We start from the raw sequence: 26,073 nt of genomic DNA, 5'->3' as shown, positions 1-26,073 counted from the left end.
GCAGATGCAGGAGCTCTTCAGTGAGGGCTTCCCGGAGTTCATCTCAGCCGATCGGCTGGCCAAGCAGTACATCGGCAGAATCAGGGAGTGGTTCGCCGACCTTGATCTCATGCTGGTGGACGACCGCGGTGTGCCTGTCGCGGCCGGCTGGGGTATCCCGATCCGGTGGGACGGGCGAACAGAGACACTCCCCACTGGCTACACCCAGGCCACGATTCGCGCTGTGGAGGGCCGAGAACAAGGCATCGAACCCGACACTCTGGTGATCTGCGGGGCAATCGTCACCCCTTCGCGCAAGGGACGCGGCCTGGCCGGGGAGACCCTCAAGGCGCTGCGCCAGCTCGCCGAGGATGCAGGATGGCCGCGCGTTATAGCGCCGGTGCGCCCGACGTTGAAAGCCCGCTACCCGCTGACGTCCATCGATGCCTTCATGAGGTGGACCCGCGAGGACGGTATGGCCCTGGATCCATGGATTCGGACGCATCAGCGTCTGGGCGCCCGCGTTCTTGCAGCGGCTCCCGAGTCGCAGACTATGACCGGCACGATCGCTGAGTGGGAGCGTTGGACCGGCATGGTGTTTCCCGAAACGGGTGGCTACGTCATCCCTAAAGGGCTGAGCTTGCTACAGCTCGACCGTTCTGCTGATCTGGGCACCTACGTAGAGCCCAATGTTTGGATGCAGCACGTCTGAATCCTGAAAGCGCTCGCCGGCCACGGTGTTGAGGGCGTGATGTCGTCATGGTGGCTGGCCTTGCAGGCCGGTGCCGGTAAGGCAGCCGTCGAGGACGTCCTGGCGGTACTGGAGCTGGCGCAGGCCGCGCCGGACGGCATTGATCAAATCATCGGGGTCGGCGAACGCGCGGTTGGCTGTGGTGGTGCGTCGCAGGACGGACCAGATGCCCTCGACTGGGTTGAGGTCAGGTGCGTAGGGCGGGAGTTGGAAGACGGTGAGCCAGTCGCGGTCGGAGATGTAGCGGTGCAGTCCGGCAGTCAGGTGGGTGTTGAGGTTGTCCCAGACGAGCACGATCGGGCCACCGAGCTGCTGGTGGGCGCTCTGGACCAGGTCGCGGTAGTCCTTCCAGGAGAAGCTCTTGCGCTCGTCGGGCCGGGCACCAGTCTTGTAGCAAGCCAGGGCCGCCACCGATAAGCGGCGGCGCGAGCGGCCCCGTACGCGGACCACGGGGGTGTGGCCGCGGCGGGACCAGGTGCGGGTGGCCGGCGGCGTCATCGAGAAGCCGGCCTCGTCCTCGAAGACGAGCCAGGCATCGAGCGCCGCCACGGTCCTTCCACCTGGAGCCAGGTCTCCTTCGCCCAGCCGTCCACCAGGCTCTCGTCCCGCTCGATCGCCCGCCGGGCCGGCACCTGGCAGCTCCAGCCGTGCCGCTTGAGCAGGGCGGCGACCCCTTGCGCGGTGTAGCTCTTGTGGAAGCGGCGCCCGATCAGCGTCCTGATCCGCGACAGGGTCCAGGTCTTGTCCGGCCAACCGTGTGCCGCCGGCCCCTTGGCCAGCTCCCGCTCCAGCACGGCGAACAGTTCGTCGCTGAGCAGCGGCAGCGAGCCCGGACCCTTCGAGGCCAGGGCTCTCGGTCCACCCTGCGACCAGGCCTTGCGCCAGCGCTGTACGGACCGGATGCTGACCCGCAGGTCGTGAGCGATGACCGTGTTCTCGTCGCCCTGGCTGAACCGCTCGGCCGCCTCCCAACGCAATTCCTCGCGTAGGGACCGCCGTTCGTCGGTCAGCCCGCCCCCCTGTGGATACCTCATGCGGTCGGCGTACCGCAGGGATCACGAAACGTCAGCCCCGACGACACCACGCTTTGAAGGTCAGTAGGTGTGGGCGGGGGCCTTCTCTTCGGACGGCGCGGGCTCGGCGTTCGCTGTGTTCGGTGGGGGACTTCCTGGCGCAGTACATCACCGAGCCCTGCTGGTTGATCTTCTCGATCGACTGCACGAGTCCAGGTCGTCCAACATGACATGCAGCCCGAGGGGGCCCAGCGTCGGATGCCGGAACGCGCCGGGAACCGTGTCGATCAGGGTGAACCCGAGACGCACGTACCAATCGCGCGCATGAGGCGTACCTGTTGCGGCGTGCCGGTCGTGATCATGGACTCTTAATGAGTGCTGCCGTCGGCCTCTGAGGTGGCAGCATGCCGTGCCATGGCAGACGACAGCACGAGCAGGTTTCAGGCAGGCCAGACGGGACTCATCGTCAGGATCCCGGATGCGGAGCTTGCGGTCCGCGCATGGCGTGAGCGGTTCGATCCATCAGCCCAAGCAGGGGTTCCCGCCCATGTCACTGTGCTCTTCCCGTTCCTCGATGAGAGCCGAATAGATGCACGTGTGCGCTCGGGGCTAGCTGCCACGATCGGCAGTCATCATGCCTTCGACCTGCGGTTTGAGAGCTGTGGCCGGTTTCCAGGGGTGCTGTATCTCGCTCCTGAGCCAGACACGCAGTTGCGGCGGCTCACTGAGGTGATCGCCGACCGTTGGCCCGAGGCCCCTCCCTACGGGGGCCAGTTCACCGAGATTGTGCCCCACCTGACCGTCGCCGACGGCCAGGACGATGCAGTTCTGGATGAGATTGAGGCCGACCTGCTCGGCAGACTCCCGCTCACGGCGCGCGTCTCGTCAGTTGACCTCATGGTGCATGACGGCGCGAAGTGGCAAGAGCGGACGTCGTTCGCCCTCCTTGGGTGAACGGGCCGGGAGCTTGGCGCTGGTCCGCCGCAACGGGCAGCGGACCAGCAAGAGACGTCAGTCAGCCGGCTTCGACCTGCTCAGCGCGGGCTGAGGTAGACGGGCAGGGCTTCGCGGAGCGCGAGGTCTGTGTTTCGTCCGCGGTCGGGTAGTTGGTCGGCGGTCAGGGTGCTGAGCAGCGTATGAAGGACCGCATCCCATGAACGTGACGTGCATCAGGTGCGGTTGACAGGACGCGCTTGCCTCTGCGGCAGGGGCATTCAGCCGGACGAGCCCGGCAGCGCCCTGACGGCCCGCGTTGTCATCACGTCGGGGCCACGCCGCGGGCCGGCACTTTCGAAAGACTTCTTTCGAGCGTATCGTTTCGAAGTATGTCTTCTGAAGATGCGCAGGTCTCTCCGCGCGGTCATCGCAGGCTCACTGACCCGAAGGCCATGCGGGCTGTCGCTCATCCCACTCGTCTTGCCCTGCTGGAGGCTCTGGCCCGGCGTGAGCCGCTGACCGCGAGCGAGGCCGCGCAGATGGTGGGGGAGTCGCCGACGAACTGCGCCTTCCATCTGCGGACCTTGGCCAAGTACGGCTTCGTCGAGGAGGCCGGGGGCGGCACGGGTCGCAGTCGTCCCTGGCGGCGTGCGCACATCGGTTTCTCCGTCGAGGGTTCCGATTCCGCGGGGGATCCGGAGGCCACGATCGCCGCTGCCGCGCTCAGTGCGGTGCTGTGGGACTCGTGGCTGGAGCGGATCCGCAAGGTCGCTGCCGTGCGTTCCGCGTTCCCTGAGCACTGGAACAAGATCACCAGCTTCGCCGAGTCGGTCTTCTACCTCACCCCGGAGGAAGCGGAGTCATTCCAGGAGGACCTGAACGCGTTCTTCTTGCGCTACCGCGACCGGCTCGACGATCCGTCGCTGCGCCCCGAAGGCGCCGTCCCGATGGAGCTGGTCCAGTTCACTTTCCCGGCCGACGCCCTGCGCCCGCTGGAGGACTGACCGTGCGTGCCCTCCTCGCCCGCCGCGACGTCCGCCTGCTCGTCCTGGCCAGGATGATAGACACGGCCGGGAGCAACGCCCTGTGGATTGCCCTCGGTATCCGGGTCAAGGAACTCACCGGCAGCAGTTCCGCCGCCGGGCTCACCTTCTTCGCCTTCATCCTCGGGACCCTGGCAGCGCCCCTGGGCGGCGCCCTGGCCGACCGGGTGCGCCGGCGGCCGCTTCTGATCGTCCTGAACCTGGCCTGCGTGGTAATGCTCCCGCCCCTACTGTCGGTCCACGACCGCCACGACGTCTGGGTCTGCTACGTCGTCATGGTCATGTACGGGCTGGCCAGCGGCGCCACCGGTTCGGCCATGACGGCGCTCACCCAAACACTGATCCCGCCCAGGCAACTGGGCGACGCCAACGGCCTGCTGCAGACCCTGCTGCAGGGCCTGCGCCTGATCGCCCCGCTCCTGGGCGCAGGAGTCCTGGCCGCCTACGGCCTCGGCCCACTGGTGGCAGGCGACGCGGTGACCTTCGCCCTCGCAGCCGGCCTCCTCGCACTGATCCGGCATCGCGAGGAACGCCCGCAGCCCACGCAGCACGAGGAACCCGGGGCCCGCATCGCCGCCGGCTTCCGCTACATCGCACGAACCCCCGCACTACGGCAGGCGACCATCGCCGTGGTGATCGCCGTTGTCGCCTTCGGATTCTCCGAGTCGGTGCTCTTCGCTGTGGTCGACGAAGGACTGCACCGCCCGCCCGCCTTCGTCGGCCTGCTCAGCTCCCTGCAAGGCGCTGGCGCCATAGCCGCCGGGATGGCCGCCGCAGTGCTCATGTGGCGCGCAGGGGAGGAAAGAACCGTGATGCTCGGCCTGGCCTGCGCCGCCGCGGGCTTCCTCCTGGACGCCGCCCCCACGAATCTCACCGTCGCGACCGGCACCCTGCTCATCGGCGCCAGCCTGCCGTTGATCGTCGCGGGCGTCATGACCTTCTTCCAACGGCGTACGCCCGCCCCGCTCATGGGCCGAACCGATGCCGCGCTGAATGTGCTGATCGCAGTGCCGCAGACGACGGCGATCGCCGCCGGAGCCGCGCTGATCGCGCTGGTGGACTACCGCGTGATGCTCGCAGCCATGGGGACGCTGATGGCCGCTGCGGCGCTCTATCTGGCAACACGCACGACTCATCAACCGAGCGAGAAAGAAGTCGACACCCGCCTGGCAGGAGAGCACCACTGGTGACGCAAGGGCCCAGGGGAAGGCCCACGGTCCGGTGGATGAGCACGCTCATGCGGTGCCGGTGCCGCCCACACACCCTGCCGCCGGATCGGCCTGTGCCGGGCCGACGGCAGTCGCTACGTTGGTCCGGTGACGACCGTCTCCGCTCGGATGACGTCGGCCTGGCCGGCCTTCGGCGGTTGCCGGCCAGGCGGTGGAGCGGTTGATCAGCCCGCTTCTGCGTGTTCGGCAAGGACCCAGAGCTGATCCTCGGCATCAGCGCTGCGGGGGCCTGGCGGGGAGGCGATCCGGCGTTCGCGGCCGCATGCGACGCGGTCAGCGCCGCCTCGCCCCTGTGCGGGGCCAGCAGGGTCATCCGGCTCACTCCCCAGCGCGTGGCCCCTTTCCTCGGGAAACCGAGCAAGCCGGGCACCACCGTCATCGCGGCCGCCGCCATCGGCATGAGCAGTCCCGTTGCGACGCCGCATCCACCAGAGCGATCAGGCGTCGAGGCCCCTGTGGTTGTCGCGCACGCGGGACCGTTGCCGGGACAGCGCACCGAGTAGGGTGCTGTGCCGTTCCGACATGTCCCCTTGGAAAGGCTCCAGTTGAGCACGCCGCCACCCCCAGACCAGCCGCCTGCAGGGCCTTTCGCGCAGGCGCCGGGACCGTACGCCCCGACACCGGCGCCGTACCCGCAGGCCCCGGGGCCCTATCCGCTCCCGGCCATCTGCCAGGTGTGCGGGGCCGCGCCTGCCGCGCCGGTGACGGTCCGGGGCCACCAGGGCATGGTGGTGGTCATGCGGTTCCTGCGGCGTCAGGGGGTGTTCTGCCGCACCTGCGCGCTGGCATCCTTCCGGGACATGCAGGCGGACACGATGGTGATGGGCTGGTGGAGCCCGCTGTCGGTGCTCATCACCCCCTTCGTGCTGCTGGCCAACCTCAGTGCCCTGTCCGGCATCCGGCGAATCCCCGAACCGGCGCCCGGGTGGCGGCCCCCGTTGGACCCGGGCAAGCCGGTGTTCCGGCGGCCGGCCGGCATCCTGGCCCTCGTCCCGCTCAGCCTGCTCGGCCTCGTGGTGCTCGCCGTGCCGCTGCTCCTGTTGGTCGGCATGCTGGCGGGCCCGGACAGCGGCGACGGCCACCCGCCCCTGACCGCCGGCTCGTGCGCCCGCAACGACGCCCCCTGGCCCGAGCAGAGCCTCCGGCCGGTCGGCTGCGGCTCCTCGCAGGCGCAGTACCGCGTCGTCGACCCGATGGACGGCCCCTGCGCGTCCCGGGACTATGTCGCCGACCCGGAGTACAGCAAGGACGGCGTGACGAGCCTGTGCCTGCACGCGTTGAAGCGCTAGCAGGCGGACAGGCTCACGACTCATTGGCGCAGCGGCGCCAGCCGGGCATACGCCTACCTGCCAGGCTGAAAGCGGGTGGTGTCAGGCGGTGAGTGCGCCGCGCAGGCTTGCGCGGCAGGTGATGACGGTGCCGAGGCCGACGAGTTGCAGGGTGCGCAGGACGGAGTCGTGCACGCCGGCCAGGCGCAGCCAGCCGCCTGCCACGGGCCGGTCGCGGGCGCACGTCGCCGCTGTTGCTGCGCTGTGGTGCCGAGTCCGTCGCGCGCCTCGTCCGGTCCGGCGGGCCGAACCGGACGAGGCGTCACCGGAGCGCCTAGCCGGCGACTTGGACCTTGTCGGCCTGCAGGCCCTTCTGGCCGTGAACGGCTTCGAAGGTGACCTTCTGGCCTTCCTTCAGGGACTTGAAGCCGTTTCCTTCGATCGCCCGGAAGTGGACGAACAGGTCGGGCCCGGATTCGGGCGTGATGAAGCCGTATCCCTTTTCCTCGTTGAACCACTTCACAGTGCCGTTCTGGCGCTCGGCCATGGTTTCCCCAGTTCACGTCGCGGTCGGTCGTCGGCGGTGCATCGTCGCCGAGACGATCCTCACCGGGCTGCGGTCCCGCGCGCCCAGAGCGCGGCCCGGAATCACTCCAAGGGGGCTATGGAGCCGACCTTCCTTCGGGCCGCGCCCACGCACTTCGTGCAACTGGGTCGAGGAGGTGGGGGCCGTTGTTGTGGACGTTGTTGACGGCCGTGGAGACGGGGCGGGCGTTGAGGTGCCCCCCTGCGGGCTGGTCGAGGAGGGCGCGCAGCTCGTCGGCGTCATGGTGGGTGGGGTCGAGCCAGGCGTCGTAGTGGTCGGCGGTGAGGGCCAGAGGCATGCGGGGGTTGTGGCTTCGGTGGTGATCATGGTGCAGGTCGTCAGCCAGGCGGTCGGGTCGTCGTCGTGGGGGATGGCGGGGTCGCGCCAGTACTCGTACAGGGCGGCGAGCGCCATCACCTGGTCGTCTTCGGGGTGGATGAACAGGCCCCTTAGCCGTCTGGACGACACAGGGAAGCTCAACGTCCATCCCCATTCGGTGATCGGATACAGCACGTTCATCACCGCCGAACGGCTTCCGTGACCAAAGACGTGGGGTGGGCCGGGGCGCCTGCACGCGCCCGGCCCACCCCACCGGTTCAACAGCTCAGGTCACAAGGTCCAGAAGCAGTCGGCCTTGAGGAACGCTTCGGCCGTCTGGCGTCATCCAGGCGACGTGGCCGCAGCACATGGTCGAGTGCGCGGGTGTAATCGCCACCAGGTTGAGGCTCCGGCCGGTGCCGCGCCCGGGAGACGGGACTCCGGTTTGCCGACCCGCCCACTCAACCTCCCCGGATGCGCAGGTGTTTGATTTGATTTCCTCCTCTTCCAAGGCGAGCATGGCGGGGGCCGGCGGGGGATGCCGGCGACGGGGAAACGGGGAGGACCAGACATATGGCCTGGGACGAGTGGGAGCAGTTGAAGGCGGCCGCGGCGACCCGCGGCTCCACCCGCATGCAGCTGAACCACATTCCGATGGATCCGGGTGGCAGCGGTGCCTCGGGCAAGCTGAAGTCGCAGAAGAAGACCTGGACGATGGCCGGCGAGGACACCAAGGGTCTCCAGGACGACATCGGCAAGGCGCTGGGCAAGCTGGACGACGGGCAGTCCGGCCTGGGGGAGACGTCAGGGTGTGAGTCCGTGGCGGCCCAGAAGGAGCTGTATGACTCCTGGAAGAAGTACGTGGCCGGCGTCAAGGGCCGCTGTGGTGAGCTGGGCGGGCTGATGGAGCGGTCCGGGCACGACCTGTCGAAGTCGGATGGTGAGGTGAGGGCCGAACTGGACAGGGCCGCGGCCAAGTACAAGGACACCGACGCCGTCGGCGGCCAGGCGAAGGGCCGGTGACGGGACGGTCATGGACATAGCGACGCTGAAGGCGCTGAAGCCCGCCGAGTTCGAGGAAGCTGCCGACGGATACCGCGCCACGAGCGACATGGCGAGTACGGCCAAGGAAGCGATCGAGAACAAGATCGCCCCGAGCCTGCGCAACCAGCTTGAGGGCAAGGCGATGGAGGCCGCCGTCGGGGAGCTGAAGGAGCTGGGCAAGAACTTTCACTACATGCAGACCGAGTGCGCGCTGGCCAGTACGGCGCTGAATGGTTTCGCCTTCGACATGGCGGCGGCCAAACGGAAGCTGGATGCGGCTCTGGAGGACGCGAAGGCGGCAGGCTGCACGGTCGGTGCGGACGGCTCGGTCTCCTTCCCGGCGGGCGGCAAGGAGACCGAAGGGAAGGTGCCCGAGGGGGGCACGGTGTCGGCCAGCACCAGCTCGACGGACCCGGCGGCGAATGCGATCGAGCAGCAGGCCATCCACATGCACCCGAATCCCAATTTCGGCAAGGCAGTCGGGTTCGCGAACCGCATCGGTGACGCGCTGAAAGAAGCCACCGACGCGGACACGAAGTGGGCTCCGAAGTTGCGGGCGCTGAGGGCCGACGACGACCTGAAGGTCTCGGACAAGGACTGGGCCGACGTCAAGTCCGACCAGGACGGCGTGAGCGAGGCCGGCAAGAAGTACCTCGACTCTCTGCCCCACCCGCCCAAGGACGGCGACCCGAAGGACAACGCGGCCTGGTGGAAGGGGCTCACCGAAGAGCAGAAGTCTGCCTACATCTCCATGCGTCCCGACAGCGTGGGCAAGCTCGACGGCTTGCCTTCCACCGTGCGCGACGAGGCCAACCGCATTGTCCTGGACGAGACCCGGGCCCGCTACCAACTGGAATTCGACCGCATCCCAAAACCGCCGAAGAACGAGTGGACCACCATCTCCGAGCTCGGCTGGTCGTCCAGAGTCCACACCGACGAATGGACGGACTGGTACAAGAAATACGGCGAGCGGTACGACCACCTCGACTAGTCGCTGCACGGTATGCAGGACATCCAGGGCCGCTTCGACAAGACGGGTGAGCGGGGGCTTCCCGAGGCCTACCTGCTGGGCTTCAGCGCCGAGGACGACGGCCGCGCGATCGTGGCCAACGGGAACCCGGATACCGCGGACCACCAAGCCGTCTACGTGCCGGGCACGACGTCGGACCTGAACAGCATCAACGGCAACATCAACCGGATGGTCAACGTCTGGGACGTGGCCCACTCCAAGTCCGGCGGTCAAACCGTCTCCACGATCACCTGGCTGGGTTACGACGCGCCGGACGAAGTCGTCAAGGACGCGCGCAACGACAGCTACGCACGCGACGGTGCGCCCGCGTTCAACAAGTTCCTCGACGGGCTCGACGCCTCACACTCCGGTGACACACCACCGCACCGCACCGTGATCGGTCACTCGTACGGATCGACCCTCATCGGAGCCGCAGCCCAGACGGGGACCCTCAACGCCGACGACGTCGTCTTCGCGGGCAGCCCCGGCGTCCTGGTGTCCGGCGCGGACGAGATGGACGTCCCCAAAGGGCATGTGTGGAACCAGGAGGGCGGCTCGGACCCGGTTCCGGAGCTCGGCCGCCCTTTCCTCGGCGGGGACGGCACCATCATCCCCAGCGACCCGGACTTCGGCGCCAATCAGATGGCGACAAACACCCATGGGCACGGCGGTTACTGGGACCCCGGCTCCAAGAGCCTGTTGAACCAGGGGCTGGTCGTTGTCGGCAAGGGCGACGACGTGGAGCTGAAGCCGTCGTACGGCCCGTTCGGGCCTCCCGGTTCCTGGGACCATGTGAAGTAGGAGAGACTCCCTGACGTGAAGATCAAGCTGGGCGTCCTCGCAGTCGCCATACCCCTTGCGCTCACTACCCTCACCGGATGCAACATGACTGACAACGGTTCCGACGTCCCCTCCGCCGGCACGAGCACGTCGAGTGACGCCGCTGACAAGGTGGAAAGCGTATCCAGCGGTATCTACGAACTGCTCGGTGTAAAAGGCAAGACGTCCGACAGCCGCGCAACCGTGACGGAGTGTTCAGGCAAGGACCCCGACAAGTACTTCCGGGTCCTCCACCCGTGGAGCTTCACCCCGGCGTCCCCCGATGACCTCAAGGTAGCCATGGAACGACTCAGGGCTGCACTGCCGAAGCGCGGCTGGAAGATCGTCGAGTACGGGCCCGACACCAGCAAGAACAAGAACCTGAGGCTCACGGCTGACAACGACGCGAAGAAGGCCAGTGTGCACATCATTCAGATGGCGAAGGACAATCCTCCGATGCTGAGCGTGGATGTCATCTCCGGCTGCTATCAGGTCCCGGACGGCCAGGAGGTGGAGCACTTCTAACGGCAACACCGTTTAACGGCAACACCGTTGACCTGGCGTCGCAGGTCCCTACCCGGCGCTTGCGGCCGGGAACGGGGCCCGGCCCCCTTCTTCGTCTGCCCGGGCCTGCCCGCGTCCCCCGCCCGGCAACGCGGCCGACCTTCGCCCCGCCGGCCAGGCCGTTGGCGCCGCCGCCGGCGGACCGCCGGGTGGAGCGCCGCAGACAGCCGCGCGTGCCGTACTCCCGCACCACGGGAACGGCCCGCCCCTCTACGCCCTGTCCAGCGCGTACAACCATCCCTGGCTGTCCGACGTTGGCGGACCCGGGCTGCTGATCAACGATCCGGTCATGGCGATGCGCTGGTATTTGACGGCCGAGCGCGAGGAGAACCTCGCGGTGACCGGCCACGTTAGCGACGACCACGGCGCCACCTGGCGGCCGCTCCTACCGCGCGAGCTCATGGCTGACGCTGAGCGGGCCCTGGCCGCGACGGCAGACGACGGCGGTCCGCAGGCCCGGCAGAGCGCCGGCATCCTCCGCGACGCGCTGACCGCCGAGGCAGCCGACTGGCTCGACCATCGCCTGCGGTACGTGCAGCCGGACGACCCCACCCCCTACCGGCCGGACGAGCCCTCGCCCGAGTCCTGGCGGCGCGGCGGGCACATCTGGGCCCTGGCCCTGGGCACCCGCCCCGACGAGCAGGTGCTGAGACACCTCACCGCCCGCTTCACCACCCCGCAGACCGAAGGCGCCACGCTGCTGCGCACCGGCGCCGCCGAGATGCTGGACGCGCTCGCCCTGGCCGAAGCGCCCGCCCACGGCGAGAGCGCCCAACTCCTGTCAGCCCTGGGCCTCTTGAACCGCATGGCCTTCGGCTTCGAGACCGGCCAGCTCGACACACTCGCCGAGGACGCCCAGCGCAGCATCCTGGATCACCTGGTCACCGTGCACCCGGCCACTGCCCCTGTGGCCGAAGCCCACCCCGAGCCCGGACAGGGCGCCAACATGGCGGCCCGCGCCTACCTGCGTCGCCTGTCCCTCATCGGCCCAGCCGGGGAACCCCGGTTGCTCGACGATGCTGCCGCGGCCCTGGCCGAGGCGGTCACGGCCGCCGAGCAACAACCCGGCCGGACCCCCGACCCCAGCGCCACGGCCAGGCAGGCACCGGCGATTCCCGGCTACCCCAAGCACCTGGAAGGAGACCTCCAGGCAGCCGCTCAGTGGCGGCTGATCTCACCGGCGGCCCGGCGCGCCGCCGAGCAGACGATGGACCGGCTCTTCCGCGCCACCACTGTTCTCGCCGAGGCCACCGCCGCGGCCGATGTGCACCAACCGTTTTCCCCGCAGCAGGAAGCGGCGCTGCTCTCCCGCGGCAGCCTGCACCAGGAGCTGGACGAGCTCACCGCACGCCACGCACTGCTCATGCACGCCGGCGTCCTGGCCGACGCGGAGGCAGCCGCCGAACCCGCGAAGCACGCGGCCGTCGTCGCCGCCGCGCAGGCCACCGAAGTCGAACGCCAGCCCGGCACCGCCGCGGAGATGGCCGCGGCCCGCGACGCCTTCATGGCCCACGTCAACGAGGCCGAAGACCGGATCGCCAAGACGCTCACAGAGCAGCGCCGGCTGACGGTCGAGGCGCTGGGGCGGATCTTCCCCTACGCGGTGACCAGCACCGGCCGGCACACGGTACGCAGGAACCTGCTCGAGAACTCCGGGCTCGGCCTCGACGCCTACCACCAGGCCTACCGGGCGATCGGCGAGAGCGCCCGCCGGCTTGAGAGTGCGGAAGCCGCCTACCGCAGCGGCACGGTGCCCTTCGGCCGCCCGCCCGTTTCGCATGACGACGTCGAGCAGGCCCGCGCAGCGCTGCAGCGAGCCGAGACCCGCTTCGCCGACCTGCGCATCAGCCGTCCCAACACCCTCCGCGCACTCAGGGCCCTCGACGGCGCAGTGCATCACCGACCGTCTGGGTCCGAGGCGCCGGCCGCACGCGCCGCCCGGATCGCCGCGCAGTCCCGGGAACGCACCGCAGAGACCGCGCCCGCCGCACCACGCACCCAGCCCGCCGCTGGTGCCGCGGAACAGGTTCGCCAGGCCCACCACTCCTCCGCACAGCAGCAGCCGGGCGTACGCCCAGCCTGACCGCCCAACGCCGCCGCCCGCACCCGCTACCGGCGCCACCCGGGCATCCGGTGCGCGCCGATACTCCTGCAGCGTTGCGGTGCGAGGCCCGTCGCGCGCCTTGTCCGCCTGCATCTGGGCAGGTACCGACGTACCGACGCCCTGCTGGCAGCGGCTCGGGTTCCCCGCGGGCGGCCTTCTGAGGGTGGTCCACGGCGCCGTTCTCCCTTGACCCGGAGTCGGCAGAGCAGTGGCCGCGTTGCGCCCGGGACGGCCCGCGGGGCCCTAAGATCGTTTTCGACCTTTTAGGACAAACGAGAGGGTTGCACAGTGCTTGAGGGCGGTGTGTCCGGCGAGGGCGACGGCACGATCCAGATCAGCGTGCGGTCCGAGGACGGCCATGAGGTCCACTTTCGGGTCAGGTCCACGACACAGATGCAGAAGGTCATGCGTGCCTACTGCGAGCGGGTAGGGAGCTCACTTGACGCGGTGCGGTTCCTCTTTGACGGCGAGCGGGTCAGGGGTTACCAGACCGTCGGGGTACTCGCCCTGGTAAGCGGTGACACCATCGACGCGATGGTTGAGCAAGTAGGCGCCTGAACTGCCCTTGTCGCCGAGGTGAGGGCTGGGAGGCAACGATGGATCTGGACGCTGTCGCCGATGAGCTCTACGGCCTGGCCCCGGGCGTCTTCACCGCCGCCAGGGATGAGCGTGCCCAGGCCGCGCGAGCCGCGGGCGATCGGGAGCTGGCCGAGGAGATCCGCCGGCTGCGCCGCCCGACGCTGTCGGCGTGGGCGAACGTGCTGGTGCGCGAACAGCCCGACGAAGTGCAGCGTCTGGTGCACCTGGGTGAGGCGCTGCGCCGGGCCCACCAGGATCTCGACGGCGGGCAGCTGCGAGAGCTGTCGGCGCAGCAGCACCAGGTCACTCGCGCTCTGGCCCAACAGGCGGGCCAGAGCGCCGCCCGGGCCGGGCAGCCGGTCAGCGACGACACACGGCAGGAAGTCCAGGACACCCTGCACGCGGTGCTCGCCGACGCCGACGCAGCCCGGCAGTGGGCGAAAGGACGCCTGACCAAACCGCTGAGCGCCCCGGCCGGCTTCCCCGCGCTCTCCCGCCAGCCCGCCCCGCCCGCAACGGTCCGCCGCACCGAACCCGCCGACGAGGTCGCGGACCGGGATGCCACGTCCGCACGCCACCGCGAGCAACAAGAAGAGCGCCTTGAGCAGGCCCGCCGGCAGGCGGCTGACGCCGAGCAGCACCTCCACGCCCGGGAAGCGCACCTGACCGCCGCGGAAGAGAAGCTGAGCCGGGCGGAGGAAGAGCAGCAGCAGGCCGAGCAGCGCGTCGATGACCTGTCGAGGCAGCTCAAGGACGCCGAAAGCGCCAAGCAGCGGGCCCGTGAGGCCGCCCGCAGGGCCCGTGACCTTACACGGGCCGCTGACCGGGCCGCCCGTGAAGCCCGGCGCCGAGCCCACGACACGGCCGCCCACGCCGACCACCTCGCCGCCTGCGGCGGCCGCTGGTTGCGGCGCTGTGGGTGGTGCCGGTTCCGCCGCGCGCCTCGGCCGGCCCCGCCCGCCGGGGCCGGCCGAGGCGTCACCGGAGCTCCTAGCCAGCGACTTGGACCTTGTCGGCCTGCAGGCCCTTCTGCCCCTGGACTGCTTCGAAGGTGACCCTCTGGCCCTCCTTCAGGGACTTGAAGCCGTTCCCTTCGATCGCCCGGAAGTGCACGAACAGGTCGGGCCCGGATTCGGGCGTGATGAAGCCGTATCCCTTCTCCTCGTTGAACCACTTCACGGTGCCGTTCTGCCGCTCAGCCATGGCTTCCCCAGTTCACTAGCGGTCGGTCGTCGGTGGCGAATTCACCGCAACGATCCTCACCGGGCTGTGGCCCAGCGCGCCCAGAGCGCGGCCCGGAATCACTCCAAGGGAGGCCGCTTCACCGAGAGCGCAGTCTCGGTCGCCTGCCTCCGGTCACCGGTGAGCACGCCGTCCCCGGCCCGCTCATGCCCCGCGTGCCCGCGGCCGCTGCCAGGTCTGGCCGCTTACAGCGGGCCCCTGTGTCTGTTACTCACTTTCGGGTGAACGGATCCGTGGTGGTGGGGTGGCGCGTCCTGGCGGATGGTTGCCTCAGGCCTGTGTTTCTGCGGGCGCGCGCCCCTGATATGCCGTCAATCCGGTGCACACACGTCGTAGATGGTTGATACATGCGAGTTGTAGGCACAGCATGGTGCCAGGCAGCGTCTCGGGCCTGGCAGGCGGCGAGCACCTCGGCGGGATCCTCGGTGACGTACACGCCGAGCGTCGTGTCGTCCTCGTCGAACGCGAACCGGGCGACGACCCGGGAGTCGAACAGCCAGAAGTCGTGATCGGGCACACGCAGCTGTTCCGCGCGGGCGCGGGGCAGGTTGCGGATGTCCTCGCCCGCGGCCACGTTGCCGGGCGCGCTCGCGAGGAGGAACCGCTGGCCGTCTGTGGCGGGGGCGTCGACCAGGCGCACGCGCTCGAACCGTTTCCCGGCGGCGGTCTGCTCTACGACGTTCTCCCGCCATGTGTTGGCCGGCTCGGCGGCGATGTCCTCACCGGCCTGCCAGCATGCCCACTTCGGGCTGCGCCGGTCGGAGGCGTACCCGCGGCGCGTCTCCAGCCGCCAGGCGGTGTGCCGGAACTCGCGGAACAGGTGGGCGATGGACAAGAACGGTTGTAGCTCGGGGGCGTCGGTCCTCGGCGCGAACCGGGTGATTAGGCTGCGCGGGACGCGCACGAACGTCTCGGATGGCTTCACGTCGCGCAGCTGCACCAAGTGGCCGGGGTCGGTCTCCCGGTCCCCTTGCACGAGGATCTCGCCGGTTCCCTCGATCTCGTACAGGGTGGGGCAGTCACCGTCGTCGCTGGTGGTGCCGATGAACCTGAGTGCCATGGACGCCCTCCGTTCTTCCTGTGGGGGGGGCCAGCATGATGCGCATTGCGGCAGCGTGCCGAAGGATTGCAGACGATTGCACGGGAGGTGGCGGTGCAACAGCGGCTCGGGCGGGGCGATCAGCGATCGTGGAGAAGGGCGACCGCTTCGGCGAAGTCGGCATGCGCGGGTTGGAAGGCTCGTGCCGCGAGGAGGAACATCGATCGGTCGGTGAGGGCGCGTGCGAGGCGTGCGGGGTTGTCGGGCAGGCGGCGGGCGAGCGTCACACCCTCGTCGAAGTATGGCGTGAACCGCTCCTCGAACAGGTAGGGGCGGTCGCCTTCGCGGACGGCCGCGCGTATGCCGATCCTGCGTTGGACGTCGACCAGCTCGGGCAGCCGGTCGGCCTCGCGCAATCTCGCCGCCTCCGCTTCGAGGCCCGGCAGCATGCCGAGAAAACCGTCCCGCACGTCGCGCGACCATCCGAGCTCCGTGCCGAACGGCGGCATCGGGGACTCGGGGCTCGCGGCGGGTTCGGCTGCCCGCCCCGACAGGACGAAGAGCGTCCTCCACCACCCGAGGATGCAACTCCAGTTTTTCGGCTCGCCCGTGGTTGCGAGCTCCTCCAGGACACTCAGGGCCTCTCGCCGGGCGGCTGCAGCACTCGCCTCATCCCCGACGGCCTCCCGCATCCGGGAGAAGTGAACCAACTCCCAGGTGAGTATCGCCAGAGCGGTGCGCTGTTCAGCCGCCTCGAGCCGGGTATCCTCCAGGAGCTCGCGGAAGACGGTCGATGCGGCGTCGTGCAGCCCGGCGCCCTCCAGGTTCGCCGACCACCGCACCATGTTCCAGAAGGAGTGCTCCGGGATCCCGTTCCGGGCGGCCTCTTCGTCGAGCTCCGCGGCCTCCCTGAAGCGCCCCTCCTCGGCCAGAACGCTCGCCAGAGGCTCGCTTCGGCCGGCCTCGGCCAGCTCCACACAGATTGCATGTCCTTCCGCCCGGCGCCCGAGGGCGAACAACGAAGCCTGATAGGCGTCCAAGGCCCGGCGCAACCGCTCCGCCCGGTTCGGCGCCCCGACCTCTATCCTGCGAGCGGCTCGGGAAGCCTCCGCGGCGAGCGCGAGGTCCACCTTCGGATCCCGGCTCTCGTGGCGCAGCGCGAGCAGGGCGTCGACCAGCTTCGGCACGTACGCCCTCGGACTCACCTCGGCCAGAACCCGGTACGCGCCGACCAGTTCGGCCCGACTCGGCCGTCCGGACCCCAGCAGCAGTACGCGGGCCCTAAGCACCGCGTCGTGATCGATCGTCACCAATTCCCCTGTCTGTGGATGACGCACGAAGGAGATTCTGAGAGACAGGGAACGGACCGGACAAGCCTCGCGAACTGTGCGTTCCGTCCTACGAAAAACGGTGCTGACCTGTCATGATGGACATGCTTTCGTCCTGAATCTACGAGCGGGGAGCCGTACCGAAGGCTCCCGCACCGCACACAGCACCCCAGCTCGACCCCGCTACAACGATGCGCCCTGTGGTGAGCGACGAGGAGCGAAGCCGCATCCGGCACGGCCTCCGTCTCGGGCAGTGGTTGACCGGGCGGGTGAGCCGGGTTCCGACATCTCGACCACCGACAAGATCAACTGGGACGGGTCAATAGGCTCTTGGCTCCGCGCTGGTGGTATGCCGGGCCGGCGGATGTCCGGGCGCGCTTGCAGCGGTTCGGGGTGATCGACCGCGCCAGCGTCAACGAAGGCTCCTCGGGCCATCGAACCCGCCAGGATGGGCGTGTGACGACTTGGTTCCGCACGAACACCCTCCGCGCCCTTAGGCCTCTCGACCGGGCAGTGCATCAAAAGCCTTCTGGGTCCGAGGCGCCGACCGCGCGCGCCGCCCGGGATCGCGGCGCAGTCCCGTGAACGCGGCGCAGCGACCGCGCTGAGGGCGTACGGGCCAGGGCCGAAGCCCTGGCACGGGAGCGCGACGATGCGGGCACCCGCCGCGCCGCGTAAGCGAGGCGGGTGCGGGCGCTAGCCGGCGGTCGCGGTCGCGGCTCAGACAACTTGCTCAGTCGGCCTCGGCCACCTGTTCCACCAGCCTGCGGAGCTTCTGTCGGTCGGCGCCGAGGAGTTCGCCGACCTTGGCTCCCTTGAAGTAGGTCTGGAACGTGGGCATGGCCCTGATGCCGGCTGCCGCGGACACCTCTTCAAGGTCGTCGACGTCGACGACCGTGAACCTGATGGCGCTGTGCTCCGGCGCTGTCGAAAGACGCTCGAATTCCGGCTTGATGACTTTGCAGGGGCCGCACCAGGTCGCTGTGAACAGCACGACGACTCTCGAACCGGACGCGATCAGCGCGTTGAACTGTTCCGTGCTGGTCACCTCGATCACGGCTCTCCCGTACCTCGCGGTGGCGGGAGCCTCCACCCTTCCCTGCGGCATCGTCAACGGCCGGCGCATCATCCCTCCCAGTGCCCGCCCGGGCTCCGCATCCAGCCAGTCCGGGCGGGCGCCGCCGCGTCCCCCCAGGCGGGGCACCACGAGGGGTCGATGTCCTCCAGCTGCTCGCGCCGCCCTACTGTCAGCGCCCCGGCCGCCGACTTCACGGGCAGCGCCTCGGCCCGCCGCTGCGGGTCAGGCGCCGCCGACAGACGAGGACGCGAGCCCCGTTGCAGGCCAGTCGCCGCTGGCGACGGCAGGTGCAAGACAGCGACCCGACAGGGGGCGGTGCTTGGACGCGGACGGCCGCCTTCTCGTCGGAGCAGGCGACGGTGGCTGCAGCAGGCTGCCCCGCCAGCGCTTTCCGGGCAGCACTAGGGTGAAGGCGTCCCCCATGCACATGCCTTGGCCTGCGCGGTGTCGGTGTAGTGCCGCCGGAGTTCCCGCTGCGGCACGGCCGAATGTTCACGAGCCTCGACAGCGCCGCGCCGTCCTCGCGAGCCGACCACGGTCGCCGGTATGTGAGCAGTCTGGGTACGGAGGTCCTCCGGGCAGGTTGATGACGACTGGTGCATGAGTTCAGGAGCAGACCGCGGCGAGAGCGGCGGTGATGGCGGCCGCAAGAGTGAGCACCGCGGCGAGCGTGACAGCAGCCTGCTTGAGCGCAGCGGGGTAGGTAGCGCCGTCCAAGCGGGCAAGTTTGGCCGCGCCGGCGGCAGCCAGCAGCGCCAGGACGATCACGAGTGCGGTGGTGAGCAGAACGACTACGACGGACACGGCAAGCTCCCTGTACACGGTGGCGTGTTGACGTGACCGAGGGTCGCGTAATGGGTGTTCACCAGGGTTCGCTGGGACGAAGATGAACACCGGCGAACACATCACGCTCGGGGGGCGAGCAGGTGCATGACGAGCACACCGAACACAACCAGGCGCTCACTCAACTGCGCAGGAGACTCAGTGAGGGACTAGCCTGTGCCCGGTTGACCAAGACGCAGCTCGCCGCCAGGGCCAAGCTGGGGCGTACAACCGTGCAGAAGGCCTTCCAGCCCGGCGGGCTTGTGCCGTCGGCTGAGACAGTGGCGGCGCTGGCCCACGTACTGCGGCTGCCGGAAGGTGAATTGCTGGAGCTGCAGGAGACCGCGGCCGCAGCGACTGCCTCCGAGGGTTCTGACGGGACGATCATCACCGGGCAGTTGCCTGCGCACGTCGACCCGGCGCTGTTTACTGGCCGCGAAAACGACAAGCAGCGGCTGCTGGAGCTGCTGAGGCCGGGCCACAGCCAGCGGCCAGTGCTGGTGGCGGCAGTCGCAGGACTGGCCGGCATCGGCAAGACCGAACTTGCTTTGCAGACCGCCCGGTGCGCGCTGATGAAACCCGGCTGGTTCCCCGGTGGAGTGCTCTTTCGCGACCTGCACGGATACGATCCACGCCGCCGCGTTTCCCCCAATGCCGCGCTGGACAGTCTGCTGCGCACCCTGGGCATCCGCAGCGAACAGATACCCGGTGACCTAGATGACCGAGCCGCGAAGTACCGGTCGGTGCTGAGCACATACGTCCGCCAGAACCGGCGGATCTTGGTGATCCTCGACAATGCCGCGACCGTCGAGCAGGTCCAGCCACTTATACCCTCCGATGGCAGCACCGCGGTCCTGATCACTTCGCGCCACAACTTGGGTCTCTGGCAACGCGTTGAGCTCAACGTGCTTGCCCCCGAGGCCGCCATCGACCTGATCCGCAAATCGCTGCAGCAGGTTCACGGCGCGAGCGACATCCGTTGCGACCAAGACCCCTATAACGCGCGGCAGATCGCCAGCCTATGCGGATATGTACCCCTTGCCCTGCAGATCGCCGCCGCCCTGCTTGCCGACACCCCCAGCCGTCCCCTTGCTTCCCTGAGCCAGTCCCTGTCCGGCGTCCATCACCGACTGGACCAGCTCACCCGCGAGGACCGTGCTGTCCGCGCCGCCTTGGACCTGTCCTACAAACACCTGAGCCAGCCCCAGGCCAGGATGTTCCGACTCGTCGCCCTCAACCCCGGCCCCGATCTGTCCACCGAAACAGCCGCTCACCTGGCCACCGCCGACCACCTGCACACCGAGCAACTGTTGCAGGATCTCCGCCGTGCCCATTTGATCGAACCCGGAACTGTCTGGGGACGCTGGCGCCTGCACGACCTGGTGCGTATCTACGCGAATGAGTGTGCCGCCGAGGAGCCCACGAGACCGGAGGATGTCAGGCGGCTTCTCACGTACTTCCTGGAACGGGCAACGCAAGCCAACGATTACGTACTCGACCTGGCGGACGTGACGCCCAGCGGCTTCCCCGATCGAACCCAGGCACTCGCATGGCTGGACGCAGAACGTGACAATCTGCTCGCCGCAGCGACCTTGGCGAAGACCACCGGACACACCGACATTGCCCGGGACCTACCCATGGCCGTCGAGACGTACCTCTCCACGCGTGGCTATCTAGAAGAGTGGCGTGCAATGGCCGCGCTCGCCGTCCGGGCCGCGCACGACTTGAACGATCGGCGCGGAGCAGCTCGCGCTGGTGTGGCGCTCAGCGACGCCCTGCGTGAGATGAATGCCGTCGATGAAGCGATCACTGAGGCACGCACGGCTGCGGAGATCTTCCGCAGCCTTGATGACCAACCCGGCCAGGGCTCGGCCCTGCGTGCCCTCGCCCAGACCCTGGGGCGCGCCGGGCGCCACGAGGAGTCGCTCCGGATGTCCCAGCAGGCCATCCCGCTGCTGCGGCAAGGCTCCAACCAGCACGTCGCAGCGGTAGCACTGATGAATTACGGCGCTGAGCTGCGGGACGTCGAGAGATATGGCGAGGCTATCGATGCCTTGCAGGAGGCTCTGGCAGTGCTGTCCCAGACCAGTCGGAGCGTGGAATCTATCGCGCTGATAAACCTCGCTGAAGCACTGGACGGTGTTGGTCGACGGGCCGAAGCCATCAGTACTCTCCAACAGGCCATGGCGCGTGCCCTCGAAGCAGGCGGACGCTGGGAAACCGGCACTGCAGCGGCGGCCTCGTTCTTCCTGGCAACGATCCTCGAGGAGGACGAACAGCACCGCCAGGCGAGCCTCTCGTTCCAGCAGGCTGCCGAGCTCTCCAAGAAGGCGGGCCATGCCAGTCGCGCAGCGGCGGCGTTCACAGCTCTGGGGGGATCCTTGATAACCCAGCAGCGCCATGAGGAGGCTGCGGATGCGATCGGTGAGGCGCTCGCCCTCACTCGCCGCACGGCCGAGGCCACCACTGACGACCCCGGGCCGGAACTGGCCGAGCTCCTGATGATCCTCAGCATTCCGCTCGTCAAACTGCGGCGCTTTGATGACGCCGTCAACACCCTCCGCGAGGCCCTGGCCATCCTCCAGCGACTGACCGACGAGGATCCGCACACGTCCGAATCGGACTTAGCCCCAGCGGTAGAGATGCTCGCCGGGGTGCTGTCTCATGACGACGACCAGTTGCCGGCGGCCCTGGAGTCCACGGCAGAGGCGGTCGAGATCAACGCAGCCATCGTCCGCTTCCACCACCTTAGGAAGACACGCCATCGCCGCTTGGGCCCAGACCACCCCGAAACCCTGAGAGCCCGGCACGACCTCGCCTGGTATTGGGGGGAGGCCGTGGATGCGGCGGGCGCGGTGTCCCGGTTCACCGAGTTGCTGGCCGACCGGGAGCGGGTGCTGGGCCCAGACCACCCTCACGCCCTCGCCACCCGGCAAGACCTCGCCTACTGGCGCGGGGAAGCTGGGGATCCGGCGGGTGCGGTGGCTGCGTTCACCGAACTGCTGGCCCACCAGGAACGGCTACTGGGCCCAGACCACCTCGACATCCTCGCCACCCGGGGCAGTCTGGCGTACTGGCGCGGAGAAGCAGGGGATCCGACGAATGCCGTCACTGGGTTCACCCAGCTCCTCGCCGACCAGGAACGGGTACTCGGCCCAGACCACCCCGACACCCTCGCCACCCGGCACAACCTCGCTTGGTATCGAGGGGAGGCGGGGGATCCATCGGGTGCCACGGCCGCGCTGGCCCAGCTTCTCGCCGACCAGGGACGGGTACTCGGCCCAGACCACCCAGAGACGCTTCACGCCCGACACGACCTCGCGCATTGGCAACAGGTGGCAGGAGAAGAAGGCGATCACGGTGTCGGGTAACGATGGCGGACCGACACTCGCCTGCCGCGTACGAACTGCCCGCGTGGAGCGCGCAGGGACCTTGATCTGCTCGCGCGAGCTGGCCCCGGTGCTCGCCCTGGGGGAGGGCGAGGACTGACACGACGGCCTGCAAGGGGAACGTGAAAGTGCGGGGCTCTGCACTGACACCGGTGCCCGGGCGCTGCACTCTGGGTGCCACGTGCAGCCCAACATACGGCGGTTGCACCGATGTTGCGGTCGGTGGCCGCCGGGACGGGGGAGCTGTCCGGGCCGGTGGGCAGTGCAGGTAGCCGAACAAGATCAGTCGGATCGGGTGCAAGGGAGCCTCCTGCTCGGAGTGAAGGGCCAGAACGTGTGGCGCGCCGTGCCCGGCCACCGCACGCCGGATCCTGCACGGCTACGCGGTCTGGCACCACCTGCGCCGGCTCCGCCGGCGCATTGAGACCTGGCCCGAGCTTCTCGACTGGACTGCCCACCTCATGGAAAAGGGCTGGCTCATCCCCACCGACTGGGACGACGTCCTCCGGGGCGTCCATGGCGGACTGCATCGACTCGTCTTCCTCGCCGATCCCGGCAAGGAAAGCTGATGGCCTAGGACGTCATTTCACTTGGTAAGCCGGCGGTGACATATGAGGGTCGCGGCGATGGCGGTGAAGGCGAGGAAGTGTTCCGGCTTGCGCTCGTAACGGCGGTGGAGGCGTCGGCAGCCGGACAGCCAGGACACGGTCCGCTCCACGACCCAGCGGTGTCGGCCCAGGCGTTGGGATGACTCGACGCCTTTACGGGCGAGACGGTGCCGGATGCCACGGGAAGCGAGCCATTGCCGCAGTTAGCGGTAGTCGTAGCCCTTGTCACCATGGAGCTTGCCAGGCCGTCGCCGTCGCGGGCCTCGAGGGGAACGGATGGGCGGAATGCCGCGGACCAGCGGGATGAGAGCCTGGCTGTCGTGGAGGTTGGCGGCGGAGATGCCGACCGACAGGGGCAGGCCCTGGCGGTCCACGATGAGGTGGATTTTCGATCCCGTCTTGCCCCGGTCGGTCGGATTCGGTCCGGTCAGCTGCCCCCTTTGAGGGCCCGCACGCTGACGGAGTCGATCGCGCACCGCGACCAGTCAAGCTCGCCCCGGGCGCCGAGTTCGTCCAGGACTAGGCGGTGGAGCTTGGCTCAGACCCTGACCTCGGTCCACTCGGTAAACCGGCGGAAGGCGGTCACCCCGGACAGACCGAAGCCCGCCGGGAGTTGATTCCAGGTGCAGCCCGACGTGGCGACGAAAACGATCGCGGCCAGCACCTCGCGGTCCCCTCGCCGGCGGTGCCCTCCACCTTGCGGGCGAACCGGTGCAGGCGGCACCACCCGCTGGAACAACGTCCACAACTCTTCCGGCGCCATCCGCTCGACAAGCGCAGCAGTCATCACCCCAGACTGCCGCAAGATCACGCCAACTGAAATGGCGTCTAAGCAGCCAGGCGACGGGGACCGGGTTGTCGAGGGCGACGTGCGCGATGACCCATTGGGCGGGGTGGTGGTCGTTGGGGTGCAGGGTGTGGAGGTGGCTGACGAGGCTGACCGCGGCGTGGGGGTCGCCGTGAGTGGTGGCCTTTTTATGGAGTTGGGCGGCGTCGCGGTACAAGCCGCGGTCCCAGGCGGCGTCGCCGAGTGCGTTCAGGTCGGTTGGGTGGGCGTGGTGGGCGGCCGCGGTCCAGAAGTCGATGGGAGGAATGATCTCGGCGCGGTGGCGCCGGCCGTGCTGTTCGAGGTACTCGGCCAGCAGGTAGCGCGGCCCTTGAGGCCTTGGGGCGGATAGATCGGCGGAGATGCCACTCGCGGTGGGCCGGCGGTGGGTGCGCTGGTTGCGGGGTCCGCTGGTGGTGACAAGGGTGAGGATGCCGGGGATGCCGTTGCAGGGCGTCGTGACGTAGGCGAGCGCCTTGCTCAACCAGTCACCCTCGAGAGTGTCGTACTCGTGGTCGTCGAGGTAGCCGGGGGTGGCGTCGGCGAGCCAGTCCAGCGGGATATGGAGGCCGGCGCCCAGGCGGCGGGCGTCCATCGCGGCGTGGATGAGGGCCCGGGTGGCCCCCCGGGCCGCGTCGTAGCAGTCCATCAGGAAGGGCACGCCGGCCAGGTATTACAGTGCAAGAAGGCGGTGATGTGCGACACAGCATCGACGGCATAACTGGATCAGGCAGGCGGGGGTCCTGGAGGTGCGTCCTGCGGGGCGGGATCCTGCTGCGCGCCGGGCACGTTGGTCCCTGCTTGGATAAAGCCGTCGACCACGCGCCCGAGGGCTGCGGCTCGCTCCGGATCGCCGAGCCGGCCCGCGAGATGCTCCGCCGCGAGCAGGTAGCCGCCTGCGAGTGGCTCGCGGAAGTAAAAGCGGGCTTGCTCGACCGAGACTCGGTAGGTAGCGAGGAGCGTTGAGGAGATGTAGCCGCTTAGCGCCGTCACGAATGCCGTCAGCGACGCGAGAGTGACCGCTGTGGCGGTCTTGGACGCCAGTCCTACACCGACGGCACCTGCTGACACAAGGAGAGCAGATGCCCCCATCACCCATTGCGCCAGTTGAAAGGCCGACTTCGCTTGGCTGGTCGAAAGTCTGTGATACTCCTCCAACAGTGCCCGATTGGCTACCAGCGGCGCATTTCCCTCGTCCGCAGAGTCGAGCTCCGCCATCCGGACTGAGAACTCTCCGCTCATCAGGACAGCCTCGAATGCGGCGCGCCTATTCGCTCGGCGGATAGCAACAGCAACTCTGGCGGAAACGCCAACTATGAGAAGCCCAAGCCCCCATCCCCAAGAGGCACCGTGGTAGAGCCTTATTTTGGAAGAAGTAAGCCCGGATATGAACCAGGAAAGGAGGATATAGGCACCAGGAATAAAGCAGAGCCAAGAAATCGCTCTACCAATCGCCAAGTCACGTGAAGAACTTGCTTTGACGGCAGACCCCGCCTTCTCCGCACGCGATCTCGCCAGGGCCCGAGCCTTCTCGACAACGGGGCTGACCGTGGCCTCCTCCTGAGTCTCTTCCGCACCCGCTACCGGACCCGAGGGGTGCGCTGCTTCTGCGTCTGGTTCTTCAGTGGGCGAGTCGGTCATGGCTCCCTGTTCTGATGACGAACTTGCGATGCATGGGCTGCGTCTCAACCGGGGGCGCTGTGCAGACTTCAGGCGGCGACCGGGATGCCACCAGCGCATCCGCGGCATCGAACAACTCGGACTATGAAGCACCCCCCGCCCCAACCTAGCGGATGAGACGTACTAACTGATCGTTTCAGAAAGAGATCCGTCAGGAAGGCCTCGAAGGCTGAAGGCAGGCGCCATTGGCCTGCCGCGTGGTAGGCATGAGCGGTGATTGGTCGCCTCCCGCTCGACGAGCAGCTCGCTGCCCTTAGGTCCGTGCTGTCCCGTAACGAGGTGCTGGTAGAGGTGTTGAACCGCACGGCTCGATTGGGGCTGCCGGGCTGGTACCTGACGGCAGGCTGCCTGTTCCAGACCGTCTGGAACGTGGCCACGGACAGGCACCCCACCAGCGGGATCAAGGACTACGACGTCTTCTACTTCGACGATCACGATCTGTCATGGGAGGCGGAGGACGCTGTGATCAAGGGCGCCGACGATGCCTTCACTGGCTTGCCAGCAGAGGTCGAGGTCCGTAACGAGGCCCGCGTCCACCTCTGGTACGAGCAAAAGTTCGGCGTTGCGTGTGCTCCCTATACCTCCACCGAGGCTGCCATTGACAGCTTCGCTGCTACTACCTGCTGCTTGGGCGTTCGTCTGGAACGGGACGGGCAGTGGCGCGTCTATGCACCGCATGGGCTTGCCGACGTGTTCAATCTCGTCGTCCGGCCCAATCCCGTGCTTGCTCCGCGCGAGGTGTACGAGACCAAGACCGCCCGCTGGCGGCAGCAGTGGCCCGAGCTGACTGTGCTCGACTGGCCCTGAGAGCCCACCACT

At 68.4% G+C, this 26,073-nt stretch carries 24 protein-coding genes and 2 pseudogenes; 15 read left to right on the top strand and 11 right to left on the bottom strand.

The genetic code is table 11. The annotated features are described in order from the left end of the window. Positions 1–4: 4 nt before the first annotated feature. The gene (locus N8I86_RS00240) at positions 5–691 is read left to right on the top strand and encodes a hypothetical protein (protein ID WP_263276669.1); all 687 of its coding nucleotides are present in this window, start codon (positions 5–7) and stop codon (positions 689–691) included. 45 nt (positions 692–736) lie between these two features. Here N8I86_RS00240 and N8I86_RS39555 read toward each other — a convergent pair. Continuing rightward, positions 737–1,764 (bottom strand): IS630 family transposase gene (locus tag N8I86_RS39555; protein ID WP_450167933.1). Its coding sequence is split into 2 segments (ribosomal slippage): positions 737–1,318 and positions 1,321–1,764, totalling 1,026 coding nucleotides; the frame shifts between segments, so codons are not numbered across the junction. Positions 1,765–2,157: 393 nt separating this feature from the next. On the opposite strand from N8I86_RS39555, the gene N8I86_RS00225 reads away from it, so the two are divergent. The 5 genes from N8I86_RS00225 to N8I86_RS00205 all read left to right on the top strand — a co-directional run bounded on the left by N8I86_RS00225 (position 2,158) and on the right by N8I86_RS00205 (position 6,240). After that, the gene (locus N8I86_RS00225) at positions 2,158–2,697 is read left to right on the top strand and encodes a 2'-5' RNA ligase family protein (RefSeq protein WP_263276667.1); all 540 of its coding nucleotides are present in this window, start codon (positions 2,158–2,160) and stop codon (positions 2,695–2,697) included. A gap of 371 nt (positions 2,698–3,068) precedes the next feature. After that, a complete protein-coding gene (locus tag N8I86_RS00220; RefSeq protein WP_450167930.1) occupies positions 3,069–3,683 on the top strand; it encodes a winged helix-turn-helix domain-containing protein in 615 nt (204 codons plus the stop codon). Between the two features lie 2 nt (positions 3,684–3,685). After that, the gene (locus N8I86_RS00215; RefSeq protein ID WP_263276665.1) at positions 3,686–4,912 is read left to right on the top strand and encodes an MFS transporter; all 1,227 of its coding nucleotides are present in this window, start codon (positions 3,686–3,688) and stop codon (positions 4,910–4,912) included. Between the two features lie 218 nt (positions 4,913–5,130). Next, the gene (locus N8I86_RS00210) at positions 5,131–5,454 is read left to right on the top strand and encodes a hypothetical protein (protein WP_143611385.1); all 324 of its coding nucleotides are present in this window, start codon (positions 5,131–5,133) and stop codon (positions 5,452–5,454) included. Positions 5,455–5,688: 234 nt separating this feature from the next. Beyond that, a complete protein-coding gene (locus N8I86_RS00205) occupies positions 5,689–6,240 on the top strand; it encodes an LppU/SCO3897 family protein (protein ID WP_263276664.1) in 552 nt (183 codons plus the stop codon). Positions 6,241–6,321: 81 nt separating this feature from the next. Here N8I86_RS00205 and N8I86_RS00200 read toward each other — a convergent pair whose 3' ends face one another. The 3 genes and pseudogenes from N8I86_RS00200 to N8I86_RS00190 form a co-directional block, all read right to left on the bottom strand. After that, a complete protein-coding gene (locus N8I86_RS00200; RefSeq protein ID WP_263276663.1) occupies positions 6,322–6,444 on the bottom strand; it encodes a hypothetical protein in 123 nt (40 codons plus the stop codon). Positions 6,445–6,553: 109 nt separating this feature from the next. Next, positions 6,554–6,766: a cold-shock protein gene (locus N8I86_RS00195; RefSeq protein WP_073898771.1), complete on the bottom strand. Its 213-nt coding sequence runs from the start codon at positions 6,764–6,766 to the stop codon at positions 6,554–6,556. A 115-nt stretch (positions 6,767–6,881) separates the two neighbouring features. Further along, a pseudogene (locus N8I86_RS00190) lies at positions 6,882–7,252 on the bottom strand (SOS response-associated peptidase); the annotation flags it as partial. 444 nt (positions 7,253–7,696) lie between these two features. On the opposite strand from N8I86_RS00190, the gene N8I86_RS00185 reads away from it, so the two are divergent. The 7 genes from N8I86_RS00185 (at position 7,697) to N8I86_RS00160 (ending at position 14,297) form a co-directional block, all read left to right on the top strand. Beyond that, positions 7,697–8,146 (top strand): hypothetical protein, encoded by a 450-nt coding sequence (locus N8I86_RS00185; RefSeq protein WP_263276662.1) that lies wholly within the window; start codon positions 7,697–7,699, stop codon positions 8,144–8,146. A gap of 10 nt (positions 8,147–8,156) precedes the next feature. After that, complete coding sequence (locus N8I86_RS38945) at positions 8,157–9,158, top strand: hypothetical protein (protein WP_317633579.1); 1,002 nt, start codon at positions 8,157–8,159, stop codon at positions 9,156–9,158. A 12-nt stretch (positions 9,159–9,170) separates the two neighbouring features. Further along, positions 9,171–9,977, top strand: a complete 807-nt coding sequence (locus tag N8I86_RS38940; RefSeq protein ID WP_317633578.1) for an alpha/beta hydrolase — start codon at positions 9,171–9,173, stop codon at positions 9,975–9,977. 15 nt (positions 9,978–9,992) lie between these two features. Then, complete coding sequence (locus N8I86_RS00175) at positions 9,993–10,520, top strand: hypothetical protein (protein WP_263276661.1); 528 nt, start codon at positions 9,993–9,995, stop codon at positions 10,518–10,520. A gap of 328 nt (positions 10,521–10,848) precedes the next feature. Next, the gene (locus N8I86_RS00170; protein WP_263276660.1) at positions 10,849–12,642 is read left to right on the top strand and encodes a hypothetical protein; all 1,794 of its coding nucleotides are present in this window, start codon (positions 10,849–10,851) and stop codon (positions 12,640–12,642) included. A gap of 324 nt (positions 12,643–12,966) precedes the next feature. Further along, on the top strand, positions 12,967–13,221 hold the full coding sequence (locus tag N8I86_RS00165) for a ubiquitin-like protein (protein WP_198960502.1): 255 nt from the start codon (positions 12,967–12,969) through the stop codon (positions 13,219–13,221). Positions 13,222–13,259: 38 nt separating this feature from the next. Beyond that, positions 13,260–14,297 carry a hypothetical protein gene (locus N8I86_RS00160; RefSeq protein WP_263276659.1) on the top strand — a complete coding sequence of 346 codons (1,038 nt, stop codon included), beginning with the start codon at positions 13,260–13,262 and terminating at the stop codon, positions 14,295–14,297. On the opposite strand, the gene N8I86_RS00155 is transcribed toward N8I86_RS00160, so the two are convergent. From N8I86_RS00155 to N8I86_RS00135, 5 genes are all read right to left on the bottom strand, one after another. After that, the gene (locus N8I86_RS00155; protein ID WP_073898962.1) at positions 14,233–14,445 is read right to left on the bottom strand and encodes a cold-shock protein; all 213 of its coding nucleotides are present in this window, start codon (positions 14,443–14,445) and stop codon (positions 14,233–14,235) included. The two genes, N8I86_RS00160 and N8I86_RS00155, sit on opposite strands and share 65 nt — an antisense overlap. Before the next feature lie 250 nt (positions 14,446–14,695). Continuing rightward, the gene (locus N8I86_RS00150; RefSeq protein WP_263276658.1) at positions 14,696–15,544 is read right to left on the bottom strand and encodes a DUF6879 family protein; all 849 of its coding nucleotides are present in this window, start codon (positions 15,542–15,544) and stop codon (positions 14,696–14,698) included. Between the two features lie 119 nt (positions 15,545–15,663). Further along, positions 15,664–16,833 carry a hypothetical protein gene (locus N8I86_RS00145; protein WP_263276657.1) on the bottom strand — a complete coding sequence of 390 codons (1,170 nt, stop codon included), beginning with the start codon at positions 16,831–16,833 and terminating at the stop codon, positions 15,664–15,666. Between the two features lie 751 nt (positions 16,834–17,584). After that, a complete protein-coding gene (locus tag N8I86_RS00140) occupies positions 17,585–17,908 on the bottom strand; it encodes a thioredoxin family protein (RefSeq protein WP_263276656.1) in 324 nt (107 codons plus the stop codon). Positions 17,909–18,535: 627 nt separating this feature from the next. Next, positions 18,536–18,733 carry a hypothetical protein gene (locus N8I86_RS00135; protein ID WP_263276655.1) on the bottom strand — a complete coding sequence of 66 codons (198 nt, stop codon included), beginning with the start codon at positions 18,731–18,733 and terminating at the stop codon, positions 18,536–18,538. Positions 18,734–18,936: 203 nt separating this feature from the next. Between N8I86_RS00135 and N8I86_RS00130 the strand changes: the two genes are divergently transcribed. Continuing rightward, positions 18,937–22,122, top strand: coding sequence for a tetratricopeptide repeat protein (locus tag N8I86_RS00130; protein ID WP_263276654.1), 3,186 nt, complete (start codon positions 18,937–18,939; stop codon positions 22,120–22,122). 604 nt (positions 22,123–22,726) lie between these two features. Here N8I86_RS00130 and N8I86_RS00125 read toward each other — a convergent pair. Then, positions 22,727–23,535, bottom strand: a pseudogene (locus N8I86_RS00125) (IS5 family transposase). A gap of 765 nt (positions 23,536–24,300) precedes the next feature. Then, positions 24,301–24,816 (bottom strand): hypothetical protein, encoded by a 516-nt coding sequence (locus N8I86_RS00120; protein WP_263276653.1) that lies wholly within the window; start codon positions 24,814–24,816, stop codon positions 24,301–24,303. Positions 24,817–25,467: 651 nt separating this feature from the next. Here N8I86_RS00120 and N8I86_RS00115 point away from each other — a divergent pair. Beyond that, positions 25,468–26,061, top strand: a complete 594-nt coding sequence (locus tag N8I86_RS00115; RefSeq protein ID WP_263276652.1) for a nucleotidyltransferase family protein — start codon at positions 25,468–25,470, stop codon at positions 26,059–26,061. Positions 26,062–26,073: the final 12 nt, after the last annotated feature.

The organism is Streptomyces albidicamelliae, assembly GCF_025642175.1.
Classification (GTDB): domain Bacteria; phylum Actinomycetota; class Actinomycetes; order Streptomycetales; family Streptomycetaceae; genus Streptomyces; species Streptomyces albidocamelliae.
The sequence above is the reverse complement of the archived record's forward strand: the minus strand, read 5'-3'. Positions and strand labels throughout refer to the sequence as shown.

Bases quoted from the DNA above. Each gene is read 5' to 3' on its own strand.
- N8I86_RS00240 (WP_263276669.1), top strand. From the start codon at position 5: ATGCAGGAGCTCTTCAGTGAGGGCTTCCCGGAGTTCATCTCAGCCGAT.
- N8I86_RS00225 (WP_263276667.1), top strand. From the start codon at position 2,158: ATGGCAGACGACAGCACGAGCAGGTTTCAGGCAGGCCAGACGGGACTC.
- N8I86_RS00220 (WP_450167930.1), top strand. From the start codon at position 3,069: ATGTCTTCTGAAGATGCGCAGGTCTCTCCGCGCGGTCATCGCAGGCTC.
- N8I86_RS00205 (WP_263276664.1), top strand. From the start codon at position 5,689: ATGCGGTTCCTGCGGCGTCAGGGGGTGTTCTGCCGCACCTGCGCGCTG.
- N8I86_RS00195 (WP_073898771.1), bottom strand. From the start codon at position 6,766: ATGGCCGAGCGCCAGAACGGCACTGTGAAGTGGTTCAACGAGGAAAAG.
- N8I86_RS00185 (WP_263276662.1), top strand. From the start codon at position 7,697: ATGGCCTGGGACGAGTGGGAGCAGTTGAAGGCGGCCGCGGCGACCCGC.
- N8I86_RS38945 (WP_317633579.1), top strand. From the start codon at position 8,157: ATGGACATAGCGACGCTGAAGGCGCTGAAGCCCGCCGAGTTCGAGGAA.
- N8I86_RS38940 (WP_317633578.1), top strand. From the start codon at position 9,171: ATGCAGGACATCCAGGGCCGCTTCGACAAGACGGGTGAGCGGGGGCTT.
- N8I86_RS00170 (WP_263276660.1), top strand. From the start codon at position 10,849: ATGGCGATGCGCTGGTATTTGACGGCCGAGCGCGAGGAGAACCTCGCG.
- N8I86_RS00160 (WP_263276659.1), top strand. From the start codon at position 13,260: ATGGATCTGGACGCTGTCGCCGATGAGCTCTACGGCCTGGCCCCGGGC.
- N8I86_RS00155 (WP_073898962.1), bottom strand. From the start codon at position 14,445: ATGGCTGAGCGGCAGAACGGCACCGTGAAGTGGTTCAACGAGGAGAAG.
- N8I86_RS00150 (WP_263276658.1), bottom strand. From the start codon at position 15,544: ATGGCACTCAGGTTCATCGGCACCACCAGCGACGACGGTGACTGCCCC.
- N8I86_RS00120 (WP_263276653.1), bottom strand. From the start codon at position 24,816: ATGAGCGGAGAGTTCTCAGTCCGGATGGCGGAGCTCGACTCTGCGGAC.